Source organism: Streptomyces tyrfis, from assembly GCF_037034285.1.
Taxonomy (GTDB): domain Bacteria; phylum Actinomycetota; class Actinomycetes; order Streptomycetales; family Streptomycetaceae; genus Streptomyces.
In genome coordinates this window covers 80,704-100,111 of record NZ_JBAGJZ010000020.1, presented here as the reverse complement: position 1 = coordinate 100,111, position 19,408 = coordinate 80,704, and the positions used below count along the sequence as shown (strand labels likewise).

General features: G+C 73.0%; 14 protein-coding genes. 5 read left to right on the top strand and 9 right to left on the bottom strand.

Annotation, left to right across the window (positions count from 1 at the left end; all coding sequences use genetic code 11):
• Positions 1-105 precede the first annotated feature (105 nt).
• On the bottom strand, positions 106-639 hold the full coding sequence (locus tag WA762_RS17555) for a TerD family protein (protein ID WP_335936708.1): 534 nt from the start codon (positions 637-639) through the stop codon (positions 106-108).
• Between the two features lie 263 nt (positions 640-902).
• On the bottom strand, positions 903-1,925 hold the full coding sequence (locus WA762_RS17550; protein ID WP_335936707.1) for an EamA family transporter: 1,023 nt from the start codon (positions 1,923-1,925) through the stop codon (positions 903-905).
• A 181-nt stretch (positions 1,926-2,106) separates the two neighbouring features.
• On the opposite strand from WA762_RS17550, the gene WA762_RS17545 reads away from it, so the two are divergent.
• Positions 2,107-3,015, top strand: a complete 909-nt coding sequence (locus WA762_RS17545) for a LysR family transcriptional regulator (RefSeq protein ID WP_335936706.1) — start codon at positions 2,107-2,109, stop codon at positions 3,013-3,015.
• 225 nt (positions 3,016-3,240) lie between these two features.
• Entirely contained in the window at positions 3,241-5,115 is a 1,875-nt protein-coding gene (locus tag WA762_RS17540) for a glycoside hydrolase family 3 protein (RefSeq protein WP_335936704.1), read from the top strand.
• A gap of 165 nt (positions 5,116-5,280) precedes the next feature.
• On the opposite strand, the gene WA762_RS17535 is transcribed toward WA762_RS17540, so the two are convergent.
• A complete protein-coding gene (locus WA762_RS17535; protein WP_335936703.1) occupies positions 5,281-6,753 on the bottom strand; it encodes a S28 family serine protease in 1,473 nt (490 codons plus the stop codon).
• Positions 6,754-6,864: 111 nt separating this feature from the next.
• Complete coding sequence (locus WA762_RS17530) at positions 6,865-7,281, bottom strand: hypothetical protein (RefSeq protein ID WP_335936702.1); 417 nt, start codon at positions 7,279-7,281, stop codon at positions 6,865-6,867.
• Between the two features lie 214 nt (positions 7,282-7,495).
• On the opposite strand from WA762_RS17530, the gene WA762_RS17525 reads away from it, so the two are divergent.
• The gene (locus WA762_RS17525; RefSeq protein ID WP_335936701.1) at positions 7,496-7,996 is read left to right on the top strand and encodes a hypothetical protein; all 501 of its coding nucleotides are present in this window, start codon (positions 7,496-7,498) and stop codon (positions 7,994-7,996) included.
• Between the two features lie 76 nt (positions 7,997-8,072).
• Here WA762_RS17525 and WA762_RS17520 read toward each other — a convergent pair whose 3' ends face one another.
• Positions 8,073-11,945: an ABC transporter ATP-binding protein gene (locus tag WA762_RS17520; RefSeq protein ID WP_443080614.1), complete on the bottom strand. Its 3,873-nt coding sequence runs from the start codon at positions 11,943-11,945 to the stop codon at positions 8,073-8,075.
• A 371-nt stretch (positions 11,946-12,316) separates the two neighbouring features.
• Between WA762_RS17520 and WA762_RS17515 the strand changes: the two genes are divergently transcribed.
• The gene (locus WA762_RS17515) at positions 12,317-12,784 is read left to right on the top strand and encodes a helix-turn-helix domain-containing protein (protein ID WP_335936700.1); all 468 of its coding nucleotides are present in this window, start codon (positions 12,317-12,319) and stop codon (positions 12,782-12,784) included.
• 165 nt (positions 12,785-12,949) lie between these two features.
• Here the strand turns inward: WA762_RS17515 and WA762_RS17510 are convergent, their stop codons facing one another.
• Complete coding sequence (locus WA762_RS17510; RefSeq protein WP_443080615.1) at positions 12,950-13,882, bottom strand: serine hydrolase; 933 nt, start codon at positions 13,880-13,882, stop codon at positions 12,950-12,952.
• 287 nt (positions 13,883-14,169) lie between these two features.
• Between WA762_RS17510 and WA762_RS17505 the strand changes: the two genes are divergently transcribed.
• Positions 14,170-14,553 (top strand): hypothetical protein, encoded by a 384-nt coding sequence (locus WA762_RS17505; RefSeq protein WP_335936699.1) that lies wholly within the window; start codon positions 14,170-14,172, stop codon positions 14,551-14,553.
• Between the two features lie 187 nt (positions 14,554-14,740).
• On the opposite strand, the gene WA762_RS17500 is transcribed toward WA762_RS17505, so the two are convergent.
• The 3 genes from WA762_RS17500 to WA762_RS17490 form a co-directional block, all read right to left on the bottom strand.
• On the bottom strand, positions 14,741-16,426 hold the full coding sequence (locus WA762_RS17500) for a thiamine pyrophosphate-binding protein (protein ID WP_335936698.1): 1,686 nt from the start codon (positions 16,424-16,426) through the stop codon (positions 14,741-14,743).
• Entirely contained in the window at positions 16,423-17,412 is a 990-nt protein-coding gene (speB, locus tag WA762_RS17495; RefSeq protein ID WP_335936697.1) for an agmatinase, read from the bottom strand. Before speB ends, WA762_RS17500 begins: the two co-directional genes overlap by 4 nt.
• A 132-nt stretch (positions 17,413-17,544) precedes the next feature.
• Positions 17,545-19,086 (bottom strand): sodium:solute symporter family protein, encoded by a 1,542-nt coding sequence (locus WA762_RS17490; protein ID WP_335936696.1) that lies wholly within the window; start codon positions 19,084-19,086, stop codon positions 17,545-17,547.
• Positions 19,087-19,408 lie beyond the last annotated feature (322 nt).

The following is a 19,408-nucleotide window of genomic DNA, read 5'->3' as shown; positions in this document are numbered from 1 at the left end:
CCGGTGTGATCACGGCACCAGGGCATCACACGGGCTGACGGGCGGCTCGGCCCGGCTCTCCGTCCGGCCGGGCGGCGGGGCATGGGATCGGCCGTCGGCCCGGTTTCACGACTGGGGGGCGCCGCCCATGATCCTGGTGAAGGCTTCCGGCTCCTCGTCGTATCCGCGGACGCCCGGGCAGAAGGTCCACGCCCCGGAGTCGTCCCGTACGAACTCGCCGACCGTCGCCGCCGTCGCCTCCAGGACCCCGCCGAAGTCGTCCTCCGCCAGGACGGTGTAGCCCTCGCGCAGGCGCAGGCCGCGGCTGAGCACGCCGGCGAACGTTCTGCGGCAGGCCTTCTGGTGGATGACGACGCCGACGACCACACGCGCGTACCGGCTGTCGAGACGGTCGAGCTCCAGCGTCATGACCTCGTCCCAGCCCAGGCCCTTGCCGTCTTTGCTGTCCCGGTTGAGGTAGATGGTGCCGTCCGGGGAGCGGCTGTCCCAGTGCACTATGTAGGAGGGGTCTCCGTACGGGGCAGCCGCCAGGTAGGTCGCAGCGACGATGTCGAGGTGGCTGGCCGGCTCGCCGAAGGGGCTCGGCGCCCACTTCAGCGCCACCTCGATCTTGCGAACGTCCTTCCTGGTGTCGTTCACCAACCCTCCTCCTGTACATGCGTTGACGCCCCAACCTCGCTGCTGGGTAAGGGATTTCGTACATCATCGCACGTCAGCGGCGGTTTCACACCAGTGCGGCGCCGCAGGATCACGACCGGCGGCGCCGGCCGCCCCGCAGGCGCCGCGGCCTGCCGTCCCATGCGGGAGGGCGGGCGCCTCCACGGCTCCCGCGACGGGGCGGTCGAAGACGGGCGCGTGGCCGCCCCGGCCGGGTGCGCACGCGCGCGCAGCCGCATGCCCCGTCAGGGACGGAGGCCGTCCGACCCCGCGCCCGCCATCTGCCCCGGCCCCGGAGTCGGAGTCGGAGTCGGAGTCAAACCCGAAGTCGCCCCCGCGTCCGCTGCCTTCGGCGCCTGCGCCTGCCCCGCGTCCACCGCCGGATCCGACTCCGGGACCGCCGTACGGCCCCGCCGCGTCCCCGCGAGCGAGGCCAGCGCCACTCCGCCCACCAGGAGCGCCGCCGCGCACCACCGCAGGGGGCCGACCGACTCGCCCAGCAGCAGCGCGGCCGCGGACATCCCGAAGACGGGAACCAGCAGGGTGAACGGGGCCACCGACGACGCCGGGTGCCGGCGCAGCAGATAGCCCCAGGCGCCGAAGCCGAACACGGTGGTGATCCAGGCGACGTAGACGATGATCCCGGCGCCGCTCCAGTCGAGCGCGGCCAGCGCCTCGGCGTCGCGGTCCCAGCCCTCGAAGAGCAGGGAGAGGCCCAGCAGCGGCAGCACGGGCACGGTCGACACCCAGACCATGAAGTTGAGCGAGTCGGGCGGGGCGGCCTTGCGGGTCAGCACATTGGACACGCCCCAGCAGGCCGCCGCCGCGACGACCAGGGCGAAGGCCAGCACCGGCCCGCTCGCCCCCTCGTCGGCCGCCGCCACCCCGATGCCCGCGAGCGCCACGCCCATGCCGAGCACCCTCACCCTTCCCGGCCGCTCGCCGAGCGCCAGCGCCGCGAAGAGGGCCGTGAACACCGCCTGGACCTGGAGCACGAGCGAGGAGAGGCCGGCGGGCATGCCGCGGTCCATGCCGATGAAGAGCAGCCCGAACTTCGCCACCCCGAGGACCAGTCCCACGCCCACGATCCACTTCCAGGCGACCTTGGGCCGGCCGACGAAGAAGACCGCGGGCAGCGCGGCCACCAGGAAGCGCAGGGCGGAGAAGAGCAGCGGCGGGAAGTGCCCGAGGCCGACCTCGATGACGACGAAGTTCACACCCCAGACGGCGGCGACCAGCGCGGCCAGGGCTATGTGGAGGGGACGCATGCACCGAGGATCGCCCGCGCCGACCATGTAGCACCAGCGCGGGTTTCTTCATGGTGGAATTGAGCAACACTAACGAATCGCCGGTCCGGGCGGACGGCCGACCCGGCCGATCCGCCCGGTCCGGCAAAGGCCGGCCACCCTGCCGGGGCCGGCCGATCCGACGAGAGCCCCGGAGGCCGCGATGCTCGACCTGTCCCGGCTGCGCGCCCTGCACGCGGTGTCCGTCCACGGCTCCGTGGCGGGCGCCGCCGCCGCGCTCGGCTACACCCCGTCGGCGGTCTCGCAGCAGATCACCAAGCTGGAACGGGAGACCCGCACGACCCTCCTGGAACGCCGGGGGCGCGGCATCGCGCTGACCGAGGAGGCGCTCCACCTCGCCGAGACGGCCCAGCGGCTGCTCACGATCGTGGAGCACGCGGAGACCACCCTGGAGGAGCGGCGGGGGCTGCCGACGGGCCGGTTGTCGATCGGCGCGTTCGCGTCGGCGGCGCGCGGGCTGCTGCCCGGTGTGCTGGCCGGGCTGGAACGGGACCATCCGGCCCTGGAGGTCAGGATGACCGAGGTCGATCCGCACCTCTCGGTCGACCTGGTGGCCAAGGGCGTGATCGACCTCGCGGTCGCCCACGACTGGGACATCGCTCCGCTGCCCGCCCCCGAGGGCGTGACGCAGGCGGTGATCGGTGACGACCGGTGCGAGCTGCTGGTGCCCGAGGGGCACCCGCTCGCCGGGCGGGAGGCGGTGCGGCGCGAGGAGCTGGCCAAGGAGCGGTGGATCTGCCAGCCACCGGGCAGGATCTGCCACGACTGGCTCGTGCGGACGCTGCGCGAGGCCGGTTACGAGCCGGACATCCGGCACCAGGCGGAGGAGAACCACACCCAGCTGGCCCTGCTCGCCGCCGGGCTCGGGGTCGCGATGATCCCCCGGCTGGGCCGGGGGCCCCTGCCAGCGGGCGTGGTGGCGGTGCCGCTCGACCCGGTCCCGGTCCGCAGGCTGTACGCGCTGTGGCGCACGGGGGCCGCGCGCCGGCCCGCGATCACGGCAGCGGTGGCGGCGCTCCAGGCTCAAGGGGCGACGGTCGGACTGGGCTGACGAACGGCGCCCGGGCGACGGCAGGGCCCGGACGGCGACCACGAGCGACCGGCGGAAGGCGGAAGCGAGCGGCGGGAAGCGGGAGCACCCGGCGGGAGCGGGAGGCGGCTCCCGCCGCCCGGGCCGAAAACGGTCCGGACCCTTGACCGGAAGTTATTTTCTGGATATCCGTGCTCCTTGGCAGTTTCTTTCACCTCGTCCCCGAGCAAGGCCGAAGGAGCTCACGTGCCCCACCGCACCTCCAGACGCACGCTTCTCACCGCCACCGCGGCCGCCACCGCCGCGGCCGCCATCACGAGCGGGGCCTCCACCGCCTCCGCCGCCGCCCCGGCCGCCCCGAGGTCCGCCGACGGCGGGCACTTTGCCGGGCACCACCGGTCGGCAGCCACCACCAGGCGCCTCAAGCGGCTCATCTCCCGGATGAGCCTGGAGGAGAAGGTCGGGCAGCTCTTCGTGATGCGGGTGTACGGGCACTCCGCCACCGCGCCCGACCAGGCCGACATCGACGCCAACATGCGCGAGATCGGTGTCCGCACCGCCGCCGAGCTCATCGCCGAGTACCACGTCGGCGGGATCATCTACTTCGTCTGGGCGCACAACACCCGCGACCCGCACCAGATCGCCGACCTCTCCAACGGCATCCAGCGCGCCGGGCTCGCCGGACCCACTCCCCTGCCCCTCCTCGTCGCCACCGACCAGGAACACGGCATCGTCTGCCGGGTCGGCGCGCCCGCGACGCTGATGCCGGGCGCGATGGCGCTGGGCGCGGGCGGTTCGCACTCCGACACCCGCCGGGCCGCGCAGATCGCCGGGGCCGAACTGGCCGCGCTCGGCATCAACCAGAACTACGCCCCGGACGCCGACGTCAACGTCAGCCCGGCCAACCCGGTGATCGGCGTGCGCTCCTTCGGCTCCGACCCGCAGTCCGTGGCGGGGATGGTCGCCGCCCAGGTGAAGGGGTATCAGGGCAGCGGCGTCGCGTCGACGGCCAAGCACTTCCCGGGCCATGGCGACACCGGCACCGACAGCCACACCGGTCTGCCGGTCATCACCCACGACCGGCGGCAGTGGACGGAGCTGGACGCGCCGCCGTTCCGGGCCGCGATCGCCGCGGGCATCGACTCGATCATGACCGCGCACATCGTGGTCCCCGCGCTGGACCCGTCCGAGGACCCGGCGACCCTGTCCCGCCCGATCCTCACCGGCGTCCTGCGCGAGGAACTCGGCTACGACGGGGTCGTGGTGACCGACGCGCTCGACATGGAGGGCGTACGGACCAAGTACGGCGACGAACGGGTCCCGGTCCTCGCCCTGAAGGCGGGCGTCGACCAGTTGCTCAACCCGCCGAACCTCCCCGTCGCCTGGAACGCCGTCCTGGCAGCCGTGAGGAGCGGCGAACTCGACGAGGCCCGGATCGACGAATCGATCCTGCGCATCCTGCGGCTCAAGACGAAGCTCGGCCTGTTCGACGACCCCTACGTCAGCCGCAAGGACGTGGACCGGGTCGTGGGGACGCGCGCCCACCTCGCCGCCGCCGACCGGATCGCCGAGCGGACCACGACGCTGCTGGCCAACGACGGCGCGGTGCTCCCGCTCTCCCGCCGCTCCCACAAGAACCTGCTCGTGGTCGGCGCCGATCCGGCCTCCCCGTCCGGCACCACGGGACCGCCGACCACCACCCTGGCCAAGGCGTTCGACGAACTCGGCCACACGGCGACCGCGTTGTCCACCGGCACCGCCCCCACCCGGGCGAAGATCGACGAGGCGGTGGCCGCCGCCCGGGGCAAGGACGCGGTGATCGTGGGGACGTACAACGTGTCCGCGACCAGTTCGCAGCGCACCCTGGTGAGCGCCCTCGCGGCGACCGGGATCCCGGTGGTCACGGTCGCGATCCGCAACCCGTACGACATCGCCCACCTGACCGGCACCGGGTTCGCGGCGAGCCTGGCCGCGTACTCCTGGACCGATGTCGAACTGCGCGCCGCCGCCCGGGTGATCGCCGGGCACGCGAAGCCGCGGGGCACCCTGCCGGTGCCGGTGCAGCGCGCGGACGACCCGGCGCGGGTGCTGTACCCGGTCGGTCACGGACTGCGGTACTGACGAACCCGGTTTCGGACCGGAGGGCGTACGGACCCGACCCGGTCCCGAACCGGAGAGCGTACGGGCCCGACCCGGCTCCCGACCGGAGGGAGGGGCCGCGCAGCGCACGCGGCCCCTCCCCTCGCCCACGAGCCATGCACCGTGCGCGCAGTGTGCGCGAACCGGCTACGGGCGCAGCCCGTGTCCGTTCATCACGTCGTCCTGCTTGTCGAGCCGCGCGTCGAACTTCGCGAGCGGCTTCGCCTGCGCCGCGTCCTCCCGCACCGCGGCCGGCGCGACACCGGCCCAGCGCAGGATGGCCGCGGTGGCCTCCGTCCGGTCGTTCTCGGCGAGCTGCGCCACGTTGGAGCCGTGGTTGCCGCCCGGCACCGTCATGACGTAGTTGTCCCGCCTGCCCGTGTTCGGCCGGAAGCGCTCGGAGCCCCACGGGTCGTTCTGGCCGTAGACGTACAGCATGCGGTCGCCGCGGTGCTTCACCCAGGTGTCGACGTCGCGCATCACCCATGGCTGGAACTTCATCGGGATGGAGCGCGGCACGAAGTTGCGCGGCGGCTGGTACCCGTAGCGGCTGAGCCCGCCCAGCCACGGCTGCTCGATGTCGGGCGAGCCGAGCTGGGTGCCGGCCTGGTAGTAGTACGGGGTGTACTGCTCCAGGCCCTGGTCGGTGTAGGCGGAGAAGCCCGCGATCGAGTCGACCGAGTCCCAGATGGTCTGGTCGGAGGCGGACTTGGCGTCGGCCGGGATGGCGCCGCAGTCGGCCAGCAGGCTGTACTGCCAGAACGACCAGACGTAGTCCATCACCACGGCCTCGTAGGCCCGGTCCAGCGAACCGGTGGTGTCGAAGGTGTAGCCGTTCGCGGCGGCGTACTGCCGGTACTTCTTCTCCAGCGGCGCGCGGCGGACCAGCGCCTCGCGCTGCACCCCGTTCAGCCGGTCGCGGCACTCCTTGGTGCCCACGTTCGCGAAGAACCGGTCGTAGGCCGAATCCTCCTTGTTCACCACGTCGTTGGGTGCGACGTACGCGACCACGCCGTCCATGTCCCCGGGGTGGAAGCGCTTGTAGTACGTGGCGGTCATGCCGCCCTTGGAGCCGCCGGTGGTCAGCCAGTTCTTGGTGTAGATCCGCTTGAGCGCGGTGAAGACGCGGTGCTGGTCGTCGGCGGCCTGCTGGATGTCGAGCTTGGACCAGTCGGCGGGGGACGGCCGGGACGGCGTGAAGAACCGATACTCCAGGGAGACCTGGTTGCCGTCGATGATGCGGGTGGGCTCGGAACGGCCGGGGTTCGTCGAGACGTTGTAGCCGCTGGTGTAGAAGACCGTCGGGCGGGACGTGTCCTTGTGCAGCAGGGTGAGGCGCTGCTGGAACGTTCCCTTCGACGGATGCCGGTGGTCGATCGGCTGGGTGTACGAGAGGACGAAGTAGCGGTAGCCCGCGTACGGCTTCTCCTCGATCAGGCTCATTCCCGGGATGGCCAGGATGCGGTCCTTGATGTCCGCGTTCGTGCCGCTCTCGCCGCTGGTCGCGGTCCGGATCGCGGCCGGTTCCGCGGCGGTGGCCGCCCCGGCCGTGGCCCCGGTCGCGCTCACCGTGCCGATGAGCACCGCGAGCGAGAGGACCCCTCTGAACGCCTTGCGCATACACCCTCCCCGGAGTTCACAACAGTCGTCGTGAACCTAGCGGGGCGACTCCCGTGCCGCCAGACCCTGTCGGCGGGCGGGTGAGGAAGGGGAGCGGGAGGGACCGGAGCGTCAGCAGAGGATCCAGCCGGTGGAGCCGGACTGTCCCGCGATCGCGGCCGAGGCCCGGACGCACCGGTTCAGCGCGTGGACCGTCACCGGGCCGGCCTGCCGCGTGTAGCTTCCGCTGTCGACGACGGGCCCGCCGCCGCGCGGCTGGATCGTCACGGACATCGCGCGCTTCGGGCCGGGCTTCCTGGCTATCGCGACGGCGCAGGCGTAGGCCCGGCTCTTGAAGACGCGCAGCTCACCGGTCTTGAACGGGACCGTCTTGACCAGCCGTCCGGCGCAGGAGGTCGCGGCCTCGGCCCGGCTCGTCACGGTACCCACGAGCACCAGGACCAGGGCCGTCGCCAGCGACAGGGCCACCAGACGCGCCGGCGCGGCGCCCGTCCGCCTCGCCTCCCCCGTCGGCCCCACCGCCCACATCCTTTCCGCCGGCCCCGCCCCGCCCGTCGCTCCGGTCCGCGGCCGCCCCGGCACCCGATCGAACAGGCGAACCCTCGCTCGACACGCATACATACACGTGTACGACGCAGGAGCCCATCCGGAGGTTGCACCGGCGTGCTCCGCCCCGGCGAGGAACCGGGCGGCCTCAGCATGGCTCCCACAGGGCAGAGCCATACGAAAGGCAGGGACTGCCATGCTCCGACTCCGTGACGCCCAGGGCCCCGGCCGCCGACGCGCCGCCGGCCGGGCGCTGCTCGCCGCCGCTCTCCTCACCGCCACCGCCGCCGTCCCGGCCGCCGCCGCGGCGGCCCCGCGGGCCCGGACGGCCCCGGCGGCGGTCCGCGCCGAGACCCCGACCGCCGCGTACCAGCGGGTCGCCCACTTCTACGGCGCGTACATCGACGCCGTGGCGGCCGAGGACGGCGGCGGACTCGCCACCGCCCTGCGGTCCTTCTATCTGACGCCGCGTCTGCGCTCCGACCTGGCCGCCTGGGAGAAGCGCAACCACGCGGACGGGGTCCTGCGGGCCCAGAACGTCCCGCTCGCCTTGCGGGTCACTCCGGGCGACAGCGCCACCGGGCACACCTGGTCGAAGGTGCGGCTCACCTGGAGCGGCGGCGAGCACCCCGTCCACTCGTATCTGACCGTGCGCTCGGACCTCACGACCGGCAGGATCTCCGCCATCGACGGCTGACGTTCGACCGCCGGCGCGCGAGCGGGGCCGGCGCCCCGGCGGGGGGCCGCCACGCACGGCGGCCCCGGCCCCGGGCTCACACCCCCGCGGGCTCGTCCTCCCCTATGAAGGTGCGCCACAGCCCGGCGTAGTGCCCTTCCCTGGCGAGGAGCTCGTCGTGCGTGCCGTCCTCGACGACCCGGCCGTGGTCCATCACCACGACCCGGTCGGCGCGGGCGGCCGTGGTCAGCCGGTGGGCGACGACCAGGGTGGTGCGGCGGCCGGCGAGGCGGTCGGTCGCCTGGTTGACCAGGGCCTCGCTGGCCAGGTCCAGGGAGGCGGTCGCCTCGTCCAGCAACAGGACGTCCGGGTCGACGAGTTCGGCCCGGGCGAGCGCGATCAGCTGGCGCTGCCCGGCGGACAGGTTGCGCCCCCGCTCGGCCACCTCGTGGAGGTAACCGCCGTCCAGGGTCGCGATCATGTCGTGGGCGCCGACCGCCCGCGCCGCCGCCTCCACCTCCGCGTCGGTGGCCTCCGGCCGCCCGTACGCGATGGCGTCCCGGACCGTGCCGGCGAACAGATACGCCTCCTGCGGCACCACCCCGAGCCGGTGCCGGTACGCGGTGAGGTCGAGGCGGCGCAGGTCGACGCCGTCCGCCGTGACCCGCCCGCCCGTCGGGTCGTAGAACCGGGCCACGAGCTTGACCAGGGTGGACTTCCCGGCCCCCGTCTCGCCCACGAACGCGACCGTCTGGCCGGCCGGGATCCGCAGATCGACGCCGCTCAGCGCCTCCTCGGCGTTCCCCGCCGCCAGGTCCCCCGCCTCGACGCCGTCCGCCGCGCCCGCTCCGTCCGCCGCGGCCGCGCCGCCCCCGTACGCGAAGGACACGTTCTCGAAGGCGATCTCGCCGCGCAGCGACGGCACGTCCAGCGGTTCGGCCGGCTCCTCGGTGGAGGTCGGCTCCCGCAGCAGCTCCTGGATGCGGCGGAGCGAGACGGTGGCCTGCTGGTAGCCGTCGAAGACCTGGGAGAGCTGCTGCACCGGGGCGAAGAACAGGTCGATGTAGAGCAGGTAGGCGACCAGCGCGCCCGCCGTGAGGGTGCCGTCGTCGACCCGGCCCGCGCCGACGATCAGCACGGCCGCCGCGGCCACCGACGACAGCAGCTGCACGAACGGGAAGTAGACCGATATCAGCCACTGCCCCCGGACCCGGGCCTGGCGGTAGTGGGCGCTGCGCTCCGCGAACCGGCGCGCGCCGTCGTGCTCGCGGCGGAACGCCTGCACGATCCGCAGTCCGGAGACGGACTCCTGGAGGTCGGCGTTGACCACGCTGATGCGTTCCCGGGCGAGCTCGTACGCCTGGACGCTCTTGCGGCGGAAGAAGTACGTGCCGATCACCAGCACCGGCAGGGTCGCGAAGACGACGAGGGCCAGCTGCACGTCCAGGACCAGCAGGACGACCATGATGCCGAGGAAGGTGACGACGGAGACGAAGGCCGTGACCAGACCGGTCTGGAGGAACGTGGACAGGGCGTCCACGTCGGTCGTCATCCGGGTCATGATGCGGCCGGTCAGCTCGCGCTCGTAGTAGTCCAGGCCCAGCCGCTGGAGCTGGGCGAAGATCTTGAGGCGCAGTGAGTAGAGGACGCGTTCGCCGGTGCGGCCGGTCATCCGGGTCTCGCCGATCTGGGCGGCCCACTGCACGAGCACGACGACCAGGGCCAGCGCGGACGCCGCCCAGACCGCGCCGAGCGCGAACCGCGTGACGCCCTGGTCGATGCCGTGCCGGATCAGCACCGGCAGCAGCAGCCCGGCGCCCGCGTCCACCGCGACCAGCAGCAGGCTCAGCAGGAGCGGCAGCCCGAAGCCGCGCAGCAGCCTGCGCAGCCCGTACGCGTCCTCGGCGCGGACGGCCCGCGCCTCGTCGATGTCGGGGGTGTCGACGGCCGGCGGCAGCGCCTCGACGCGGGCGAGCAATTCGGGCGTGGCGGGCATGCCGGCCGCCCCGTTGTCGCGGGGCTCGTCCCCGCGGATCCAGAGGCGGGGGCTGATGCCGCGCTCGGCGTCGTAGTCGGCGTCGAGTTCGGCGTCGATCTCCCCCTGGAACGCCCGGCCGTCCTCCTCGGCGGTGTCGGTGGGGACGGCCGGCCGGTGCCCGGGCGAGGTGCCGCCGAGTTCGTCCGGGTCGGTGAGCAGACGGCGGTAGAGCGGGGAACGGCGCTCCAGTTCCTCATGGGTGCCGATGTCGGCGAGCCGGCCGTTCTCCAGGACTGCGATGCGGTCCGCGAGGCCGAGGGTGGAGCGGCGGTGCGCGATCAGCAGGGTGGTGCGTCCGGCCATCACCTGCCGCAGGGCCTCGTGGATCTCGTGCTCGACCCGGGCGTCCACGGCGGAGGTGGCGTCGTCGAGCAGGAGCAGCCGGGGGTCGGTGAGGATGGCGCGGGCGAGCGCGATGCGCTGGCGCTGGCCGCCGGAGAGGGTGAGGCCGTGTTCGCCGACCTTGGTGTCGTAGCCCTCGGGCAGCTCCGCGATGAACCGGTCGGCCTGGGCGGCGCGGGCCGCCTCCTCTATCTGCTCCCGCGTGGCGTCGGGGAAGCCGTAGGCGATGTTGGCGCGGACGGTGTCGGAGAACAGGAAGCTGTCCTCCGGCACGAGGCCGATGGCGGCGCGCAGCGACTTCTGGGTCAGCTCGCGGACGTCGTGGCCGCCGACCAGGACGGCGCCGTGCGTCACGTCGTAGAAGCGGGGCAGCAGCAGCGAGACGGTGGACTTGCCGCTGCCGGACGCGCCGACGACGGCGACGGTCTCGCCGGGCTCGATGGTCAGCGAGAACCCGTCGAGGACCGGGCGGGCGCCGGCCCCGCCGTCGGGGTCGTCTTCGCGGGCGTAGCCGAACCGCACGTCGTCGAACTCGACGCTCGCCGGGGCGTCGGCGGGCAGTTCCACGGTGCCGTCCTGCATGGTCGGCTCGGTGTCGATCAGCTCCAGTACGCGTTCGACGCCGGCGCGGGCCTGCTGGCCGACGGTGAGGACCACGGCGAGCATCCGGACCGGGCCGACGAGCTGGGCGAGGTACGTGGAGAACGCGACGAAGGTGCCGAGGGTGATCTGGCCCCGGGTGGCGAGCCAGCCGCCGAGGGCCAGCATCGCGACCTGGCCCAGCGCGGGCACGGCCTGGAGGGCGGGGGTGTAGCGGGAGTTCATCCGGATCGCCCGCAGCCGCCCGGCGAACAGCTTCCGGCCGACCTCGCGCAGCTTGCCGGTCTCCTGCTCCTCCTGCCCGAAGCCCTTGACGACCCGGACGCCGGAGACGGCCCCGTCCACCACGCCGGCGACGGCGGCGGCCTGCCCCTGGGCGTACCAGGTGGCCGGGAAGAGCCGGGCGCGGGAGCGGCGGGCGATGAACCACAGGGCGGGGGCGACGGCTATCGCGACCAGGGTGAGCAGGGGCGAGAGCCACGCCATGATCAACAGCGAGATGACGAAGAGGAGGACGTTCCCGATCGTCATCGGGAGCATGAACAGCAGGCCCTGGATCAGCTGGAGGTCGCTGGTGGCGCGCCCGACGACCTGCCCGGTGGACAGTTCGTCCTGCCGTCTCCCGTCGAGCCGGGTGATCGTCTCGTACATCTCGGTCCGCAGGTCGTGCTGCACGTCCAGCGCGAGGCGTCCGCCGTAGTACCGCCGGATGTAGGTGGCGACGTACACGAGGACGGCGGCGACCAGCAGCAGCCCGGTCCAGACGGCGAGGGACCCGGTGCGGTCGCCGACCACGTCGTCGATGATCACCTTGGTGATCAGCGGGACGACGGCCATCACCGCCATGCCGGCCAGCGACGACCCGAGCGCCAGCAGCACATCGCGCCGGTAGCGCCACGCGTAGCCGCTCAGCCGCCGCACCCACCCCTGGGCCCGTGCCGCGCCCACCGCGACGCCTCCCGCGCGCTCCGCGTCCTCTGCGTCCGTCACCGGTGCCCTCCCGATCGACCTGCTCTGCCGGAAGGCACCAACGCCGTGGGCAGCGGATTTCATCCCGTCGTAACAAACGCGGGGCTTCGGGGGACTTCGGGGGCGCCTCTTCGGTGAGCCTGCCGTTCGGCCCACGGCCGACGACGTCAACGCGACGGGACACACCCACTCGTCTTGCTGACTTCGCCACCGATTCGAGAACATATACGCTGGGATATATATACGTTGCTTCATATGGATGACCTTTTCAGCGCGAGAATGCCGAGGTCGAGCGCGCCCTGCGGGCGAAGGCCGTCTGCGAAACGGAGCACAAACCCAGCGCATGACGTGTTCAGCCGCGACATCTAGCGACACCAGGAAGGAAGAGCAACGTGGTCAGTCACGCGGAGTGGAAGCTCGCCCGGGACCGGAAGGTCGCAGAGAGCATCTCGGCGGGAAAAGACCGCGCGGAGAGCGCCGAACGCGTGCGGCGGCGCCAGGAGCTCGACCTGGCCTGGGACCTCGGCCAGGCCGTCTACGACCGCCGGACCGAGCTCGGCATCGCGCAGACCGAGCTGGCGCGCCGCGCCAGGATGACGCAGCCGCAGGTCTCCAAGCTGGAGCTCGGCGGCACCATGTCCACGGTGCCGCTGCTGGTCCGCCTGGCACGGGCCATGGACTCCACGTTCAGCATGGAGTTCGACGGCGAGACCCTGCGGGTGGCGTTCACCGCCCAGGCAGGTGCGGAGGCGGAGTCGGCGGAGAGAGGGACGGCGGCGACGGAGGCGGAGCCGGGGACGACCACGGAGGCGGAGGCGGCATCGGAGGCGGGGGCCGGCGCCCGGGCGGTCGGCGGCTGATCGCCCCGCCCGGGTCCGGCCGGACGCGGCCGGGCCATGCGCGGGGCGGCCGCGCGGGGGCGGCCGCGGGAGCCGGGGCGACGGTCCGTGCGTGCCGGTGGCCACCGGCACGCGATCGGTGGCCGGCGGCCAATGACCGGCGACCGCCCGCGCGCGCGGGCGCGGCTACGGGCGCGGGGTCGCGGTGAGCATGCGTACCGCCGGGGCCTCCGGCACCGCGGGCACCGCCTCCTGCGGGGCGGCGGGCGGGGCGATCGTGGAGGTGGTCCGCGCGGCGACGGCCGGGCTCAGGTCCTTGTGGACGGCGCGGGCGACGGCCTGGATGGTGTTGACGCCGTCGTTCATCGTCTTGTTGTCATGGGTGAGCACGGTGATCGCGTAGTCGTGCCCCTTGCCGGTGAAGGCGCCGACGCTGTGCACCCGCCAGCCATGGGTGGCGCGCGGCAGCCAGCCGTTCTTGACCTGGACGGTCACCCCGGCCGGGGCCCCGGCGGGAGTGCCCCAGCGCTGCGAGGAGACGACCTTGCGCATCAGCCCCAGCTCGTACGACCGCGCGTTGTCGCTCAGCACGGAGTTCTTGGCCGACAGCAGGGTCAGCAACCGCAGCTCGTCCTGGGCGGTGATCTGGGTCAGCCCCCAGTAGCCGCCCGAGCCGGGCACGGTGCGGGTCATCCCCGCGGCCTTGAGGAACGCCTTGACCTTGGTCACCCCGAGCTGCTTCCACAGGGCGGTGGTCGCGTCGTTGTCGGACTTGGTGATCATGGCGGTGGCGAGTTCGGTCTCGCGGGCGGTGAGGAAGCGGTTGTGCTTCTGGCTGTCCCAGAGCAGCGTCGCCAGCACGGTCGCCTTCACCACGCTGGCCGAGTCGTACGTGGTCGTCCCCCGCAGGGTGCAGCTCGTCCCGGTGGTCCGGTCGTAGAGCGCCACCGCCGCCGTCGACTTGCGTCCCTTGAGCGCGGCGGTGATGTCCTTGGCCAGCTTGGCCGCCAGTCCCGCCTTGTCGGATGTGCAGCCCGCCGTCGGCGTCGCCGCGGCGGCGGGCGCGGCGCCGAGGAGCGCGGGCGCGAGCAGGCCCGCGGCGAGCGCGGCGGCGAGCACGGCGTGGGCGCGACGGGCGCGGCCCGGGCGGAGCACGGCCCGAACTGCGGGGAGTATCCGAGCAGTTCGGGGATTCTCGGAGGTGCGAGGTATTCGGAGTGTTCCGGGTATCCGGGGCCGGTTCATGTGGTGTCTCCCCCTGGGTGGTCATGTGCGGTGTGCACCGGGGCACACCCGTCACTGATGACTTCCGGCGGCTGGAAAAGTTGTACACCATCCGGCCGTGTTCCCCGCCCGGCGGGCCGGGGTAGAGATGCTGCTCGTTCGCCGACGGAACGGGGAGAGACATGCCGGACGACCGGCCGCCGACCGATGCCCACCTCTGCGGGCGGCTGTACGCCGCCCTGGAGGTGCTCCAGCGTCTGGGCGACATCGACTTCCGCGCGCTGGGCCGGGAGAGCACGAGGCTCAGGGCCTCGAAGCGGCCCCGTACGGAGATGACCACGCCGCTGCACACGGTCGGCAAGTCGCTGTACTGGGCCCGGATGCGGGGCAACGGCGTCGCCGCGAGCGCCGTGTTCCGGACGATCCCGGATCTGATGCCGTCCGGCAGGGATCTGCCGGGCTCCCTGAACCCGGATCAGCAGCGGGAGTTCCTCCGGGGCAGGCTGGCGGGGCTCGAAGCCATCGAGAAGCTCACGCCCTCCGGAGGGGCGGCCACCGGGCAGTGACCGCCGCCGGACGGTAACGGACACGGATGCGGTCACGACCACGACCACCGTCACCGGACGGTGGCGGCCATGACCACCGGCCGTGGCGGCCGGCCGACGGCGGCGACCGCCCGACGGCGACGGCCCCCGGGCGGTGACGCCGCGCCCCCGCCCAGAGATGCGTCGGCCCCCGCAGAGGTGCCGGCCCCTACAGATGTGTCGGCTCGAACATCTTCAGCAGCGCGGGCAGCACGACCACCGAAGGGCCGGGCGCCGCGAGGGAGCGCGCCAGGTCGTCCGCGAGCGACTCCGGGGTCGTGCGGACCGCCGGGACGCCGAAGGACTCGGCGAGGGCGACGAAGTCCGGGCGGGAGAGCTCCGTCGCCGTGGCCTCGCCGAAGGCGCCCGTCATGTACTCGCGCAGGATGCCGTAGCCGCCGTCGTCGACGATCAGCCAGGTGACCGGGAGGTCGTACTGCCGGGCGGTGGCGAGCTCCGCGATCGAGTACATCGCGCCCCCGTCGCCGGAGACCGCCAGGACCGGCCGGCCGGGGTCCGCGACCGCCGCGCCGAGGGCGGCCGGGAATCCGTAGCCGAGGCCGCCCGCGCCCTGCGCCGAGTGCATCGTGTTCGGGCGGCGGGCGTCGAACGCGGACCACGCCCAGTAGGCGAGGATCGTCATGTCCCAGAAGCTGGGGGACGTGTCGGGCAGGGCCTTCCGCACGGCGGCGACGAGCCGCTGTTCCAGGGCGAGGTCCTGGCCGGCGAGCCGTTCCCGTACCGCTTCGAGCACGGTCCGGACGCGGTCCGCGGCCGACGGGTCCTCGCGGCGGCCGACCGCCTCCAGGAGGTCGGAGAGGGCGTCGCGGGCGTCGGCGTGGATGCCGAGCGCTGGGTGGTTGGACTCCAGCTTCCCGGCGTCGGCCTCGATCTGGATCACCCGGCCGCGCGGGCGGAACGTGTGGTAGTTCGAGGAGAGTTCGCCGAGTCCGGAGCCGACGACCAGCAGCACGTCGGCGGCTTCCAGGAAGTCGGTCGTGTGCCGGTCCTCCAGCCAGGACTGGAGCGAGAGCGGGTGTTCCCAGGGAAAGGCGCCCTTGCCGCCGAAGGTGGTGACGACGGGCGCGTCGAGCCGTTCCGCGAGCGCGAGCAGCTTGCCGGAGGCGTCGGAGCGCACGACTCCGCCGCCCGCGATGATCGCCGGGCGTTCGGCCCTCGCCAGCGCGTCGGCCGCCACGGCGATCAGTTCGGGGCGGGCGTGCAGCGCGCGCGGGGTGGCGTCCATCGCCGTGACCACCGGCAGGGCGGTCTCCGCGAGGAGCACGTCCTGCGGGATCTCCACCCAGACCGGCCCGTGCGGGGCGGTCAGCGCGGATTCCCAGGCGGCGGCGATCGCGGACGGGATCTGGGAGGCCGTGCGCACGGTGTGCACCGACTTCACCACGTCCCGGAACGACGCCTGCTGGTCCCGCAGTTCGTGCAGATAGCCGTGGCGTCCGCCGCCCAGGCCGGCGACCGGGATCTGGCTGGAGATCGCCAGCACCGGCGCGGAGGCCGCCGCCGCCTCCTGGAGCGCGGCCAGCGAGGTGAGCGCGCCCGGCCCGGTGGAGAGCAGCAGCGGCGCCGCCTCGCCGGTGATCCGGCCGTACGCGTCGGCGGCGAAGCCCGCGTTGTTCTCGACGCGCAGCCCGACGTACGTCAGGGACGAGCGGCGCAGCGCGTCGAACATGCCCAGCGCGTGCTGGCCGGGCAGGCCGAAGACGGTGGTCGCGCCGAGACCCTGGAGGGTCTCGACGACGAGGTCGCCGCCGTTGCGCCCGGGCGGCGGGGCCAGGGCGGCCGCGATCTGCGCGGGGGTGAGCCGGGGGCGTTCGTCGTGGTGCTCGTGGCTCACTTCGCCTCGGTCTCCGCGCCCCGCGTGCGGGCCGCCGCGATCTGCCGGGACATGACCGTGGTCAGCTCGTACGCCGTGTGCGAGGCGGCGACGGAGGTGATCTCGGCGTGGTCGTACGCCGGGGCGACCTCGACCAGGTCGGCGGAGACCAGGTTGCAGGAGGCCAGTCCCCGGATGATTTCGAGGAGTTCGCGGGAGGTGAGGCCGCCTGCCTCGGGGGTGCCGGTGCCGGGGGCGTGGGCCGGGTCCAGCACGTCGATGTCGACGGAGATGTAGAGCGGCCGGTCGCCGATGCGCTGACGGAGCTGGTCGGTGATCTCGTCGACGCCGCGCCGCATCACGTCGGCGGAGGTCACGATGCCGAAGCCCATCTTCGCGTCGTCGTCGAGGTCCTGCTTGCCGTAGAGCGGGCCCCGGGTGCCGACGTGGGAGAGCGCGGAGGTGTCGAGGATGCCCTCCTCGACGGCCCGGCGGAACGGGGTGCCGTGGGTGTATTCGGCGCCGAAGTAGGTGTCCCAGGTGTCGAGGTGGGCGTCGAAGTGGAGCAGCGCGACCGGTCCGTGCTTCTTCGCGACGGAACGCAGCAGCGGCAGCGCGATGGTGTGGTCGCCGCCGAGCGTCATCAGCCGGGCGCCGGTGGAGAGGAGGTCGTCGGCGGCGGCCTCGATCGTCTCGACGGCCTCGTTGATGTCGAACGGGTTCACGGCGATGTCGCCGCCGTCCGCGACCTGCGCCAGCGCGAACGGCGAGGCGTCCTGTGCCGGGTTGTACGGGCGCAGCAGGCGCGAGGCCTCACGGATCGCGTTGCCGCCGAAGCGGGCGCCGGGGCGGTAGGAGACACCCGTGTCGAAGGGCACGCCGACGACGGCGACGTCGGCGGCGCGCACCTCGTCGAGGCGGGGCAGCCGGGCGAACGTCGCGGGGCCGGCGTACCGGGGGACGCGGGAGGAGTCGACGGGGCCGCGCGGCGTCTCGTTGCTGCTCATGGTGGGGTGCCTTTCTCCTGACGATGACGGTGCATGGCGACGCGCTGTTCGCGCGTGGGGCGTGCGTGGGCGGTGCGTTGTCCGGTACGTGGATCGCACGTTGCCCGAACGCGGGTTGTACGTGTTTGTACGTTATTCGACGGTTCCGTGGGCGGTGGCGGGAGGGTTGCCCGCGGCGACGGCGACCCGGCCTCCGGCGGCCGGTCCGGCCGGGTCCCCGGTCGCCCGGTCCGCCGGCGCGCCGCGTCCCGCGAGCCGTTCCCGCCACGCCGCCAGGACCTCGGCGTCGGTGGGCTCCGTCGCCAGGGAGACGACGACGTACACCACGAGCGAGGTGAGCAGCCCGTAGTAGACCGGTTCGTTGGCGAGGATGCCGTACCCGGCCATCAGGCCGACCACCGCGAGCCCGCCGGCCGCCACCGCGGCCAGGGCGCCGGTCGCGGTGCCCCGGCGCCACACCAGGCCGCCGAGGATCGGCACCAGCAGCCCGCCGACCAGCAGGTTGTAGGCGACGGTCAGGGCCTGGACCACGTCGTTGAGCGCGATGGCGACGGCGATGACGGCGACGCCCATGATGAGGATGAAGGCCCGGTTGCCCTTCACCTCGTCGTGCGGTGTGTCGTCCGTCGCGCCGCCCCGTACGACCACGCCGCGCAGCCGCGACCAGATGTCGTTGTTGGCGACGGTGGCACAGGCGATCAGCGCGCCGGAGGAGGTGGACATCACCGCGGCGAGCGCGGCGGCCAGCACCAGTCCCCTTACGCCGACGGGGAGTTCGTCCTTGACGATGGTGGCGAACGCGGCGTCCGCGTCGGACAGCTTCGGGTACATGACCTTCGCGGCGGTGCCGATGACCGCGCCGGCGAGCGCGTACACCAGGCAGTACGTGCCGGCGACCGTGCCGCCCCAGCGGGCCGTCCGGTCGCTCCGCGCGGTGAACACCCGCTGCCAGATGTCCTGGCCGATCAGCATGCCGAAGGTGTAGATCAGCACATAGGTGAAGATCGTCTCGCCGCCGATGCCCAGCGGGTCGAAGTACTCGGTGGGCAGCTTGGCCTTCATCTCGCTGAAGCCGCCCGCCTTGACCACCGCGACGGGCAGCAGGAGCAGCAGCACGCCGATGGTCTTGACGACGAACTGCACCATGTCGGTGAGGGTGATGGACCACATGCCGCCGAGCGTCGAGTACGCGACGACGATGGAGCCGCCGATGATGATCGCGACGGTCCGGTTCAGGTCGAAGAGGACGTCGAAGATGGTGGCGTACGCGATGGTCGAGGTGACCGCGAGCATCAGGGTGTACGCCCACATGACGACCCCGGAGACGACCCCGGCCCGCCCGCCGTAGCGCAGGTCGAGCATCTCGGAGACGGTGTAGACCTTCAGCCGCGCGATCCGGGCGGAGAAGAAGACCGACAGGGCGAGTATCCCGAGGCCGATGGTGAACACCATCCAGGCGCCGGAGAGCCCGTACTTGTACCCGAGGCCGACGCCGCCGATGGTGGAGGCGCCGCCGAGCACGATGGCGGCCATCGTGCCGGAGTACATCCAGGGGCCGAGGCGGCGGCCCGCCACCAGGAATTCGCTCTTGGACTTGGCGCGGCGCATGCCCCACCAGCCCATGGCGAGCATGCCGGCCAGGTAGACGATGATCACCGCGTAGTCGACGGCCATGGGCTTCCTCCGTTCCGTTCGGATGCGCACGCCGGATGTGCCGGACGCGCGGGACGACACGCACGCCGTCGCCGGTACGCCACACGCGGGTCGTGCCGTGCGCCGGGTGGTGCGCCGTGCATCGCGTGTCGCGTCGTACGCCGGGGGTCGTGCCGTACCTCGCGTTCGAGCCGCGCGCCGGGGGTGCCGGGCTCGGCGGTGCGTGCGTCGCGGCCGAGCCGTGCGCCGGGGGTGCCGGGTCGCGGCGGCGCGTCGCGGTCGCGTCGTGCGTGGAGAAGACGGTAGGTGGCCCGCAAGCGGCGCTGAAGTGTACGTTTTATCC

Excerpts from the sequence above, each read along its gene's own strand:
- WA762_RS17535 (WP_335936703.1), bottom strand. The coding sequence starts at position 6,753 with ATGCGCAAGGCGTTCAGAGGGGTCCTCTCGCTCGCGGTGCTCATCGGC.
- WA762_RS17530 (WP_335936702.1), bottom strand. The coding sequence starts at position 7,281 with ATGTGGGCGGTGGGGCCGACGGGGGAGGCGAGGCGGACGGGCGCCGCG.
- WA762_RS17490 (WP_335936696.1), bottom strand. The coding sequence starts at position 19,086 with ATGGCCGTCGACTACGCGGTGATCATCGTCTACCTGGCCGGCATGCTC.
- WA762_RS17545 (WP_335936706.1), top strand. The coding sequence starts at position 2,107 with ATGCTCGACCTGTCCCGGCTGCGCGCCCTGCACGCGGTGTCCGTCCAC.
- WA762_RS17550 (WP_335936707.1), bottom strand. The coding sequence starts at position 1,925 with ATGCGTCCCCTCCACATAGCCCTGGCCGCGCTGGTCGCCGCCGTCTGG.
- WA762_RS17525 (WP_335936701.1), top strand. The coding sequence starts at position 7,496 with ATGCTCCGACTCCGTGACGCCCAGGGCCCCGGCCGCCGACGCGCCGCC.
- WA762_RS17505 (WP_335936699.1), top strand. The coding sequence starts at position 14,170 with ATGCCGGACGACCGGCCGCCGACCGATGCCCACCTCTGCGGGCGGCTG.
- speB (WP_335936697.1), bottom strand. The coding sequence starts at position 17,412 with ATGAGCAGCAACGAGACGCCGCGCGGCCCCGTCGACTCCTCCCGCGTC.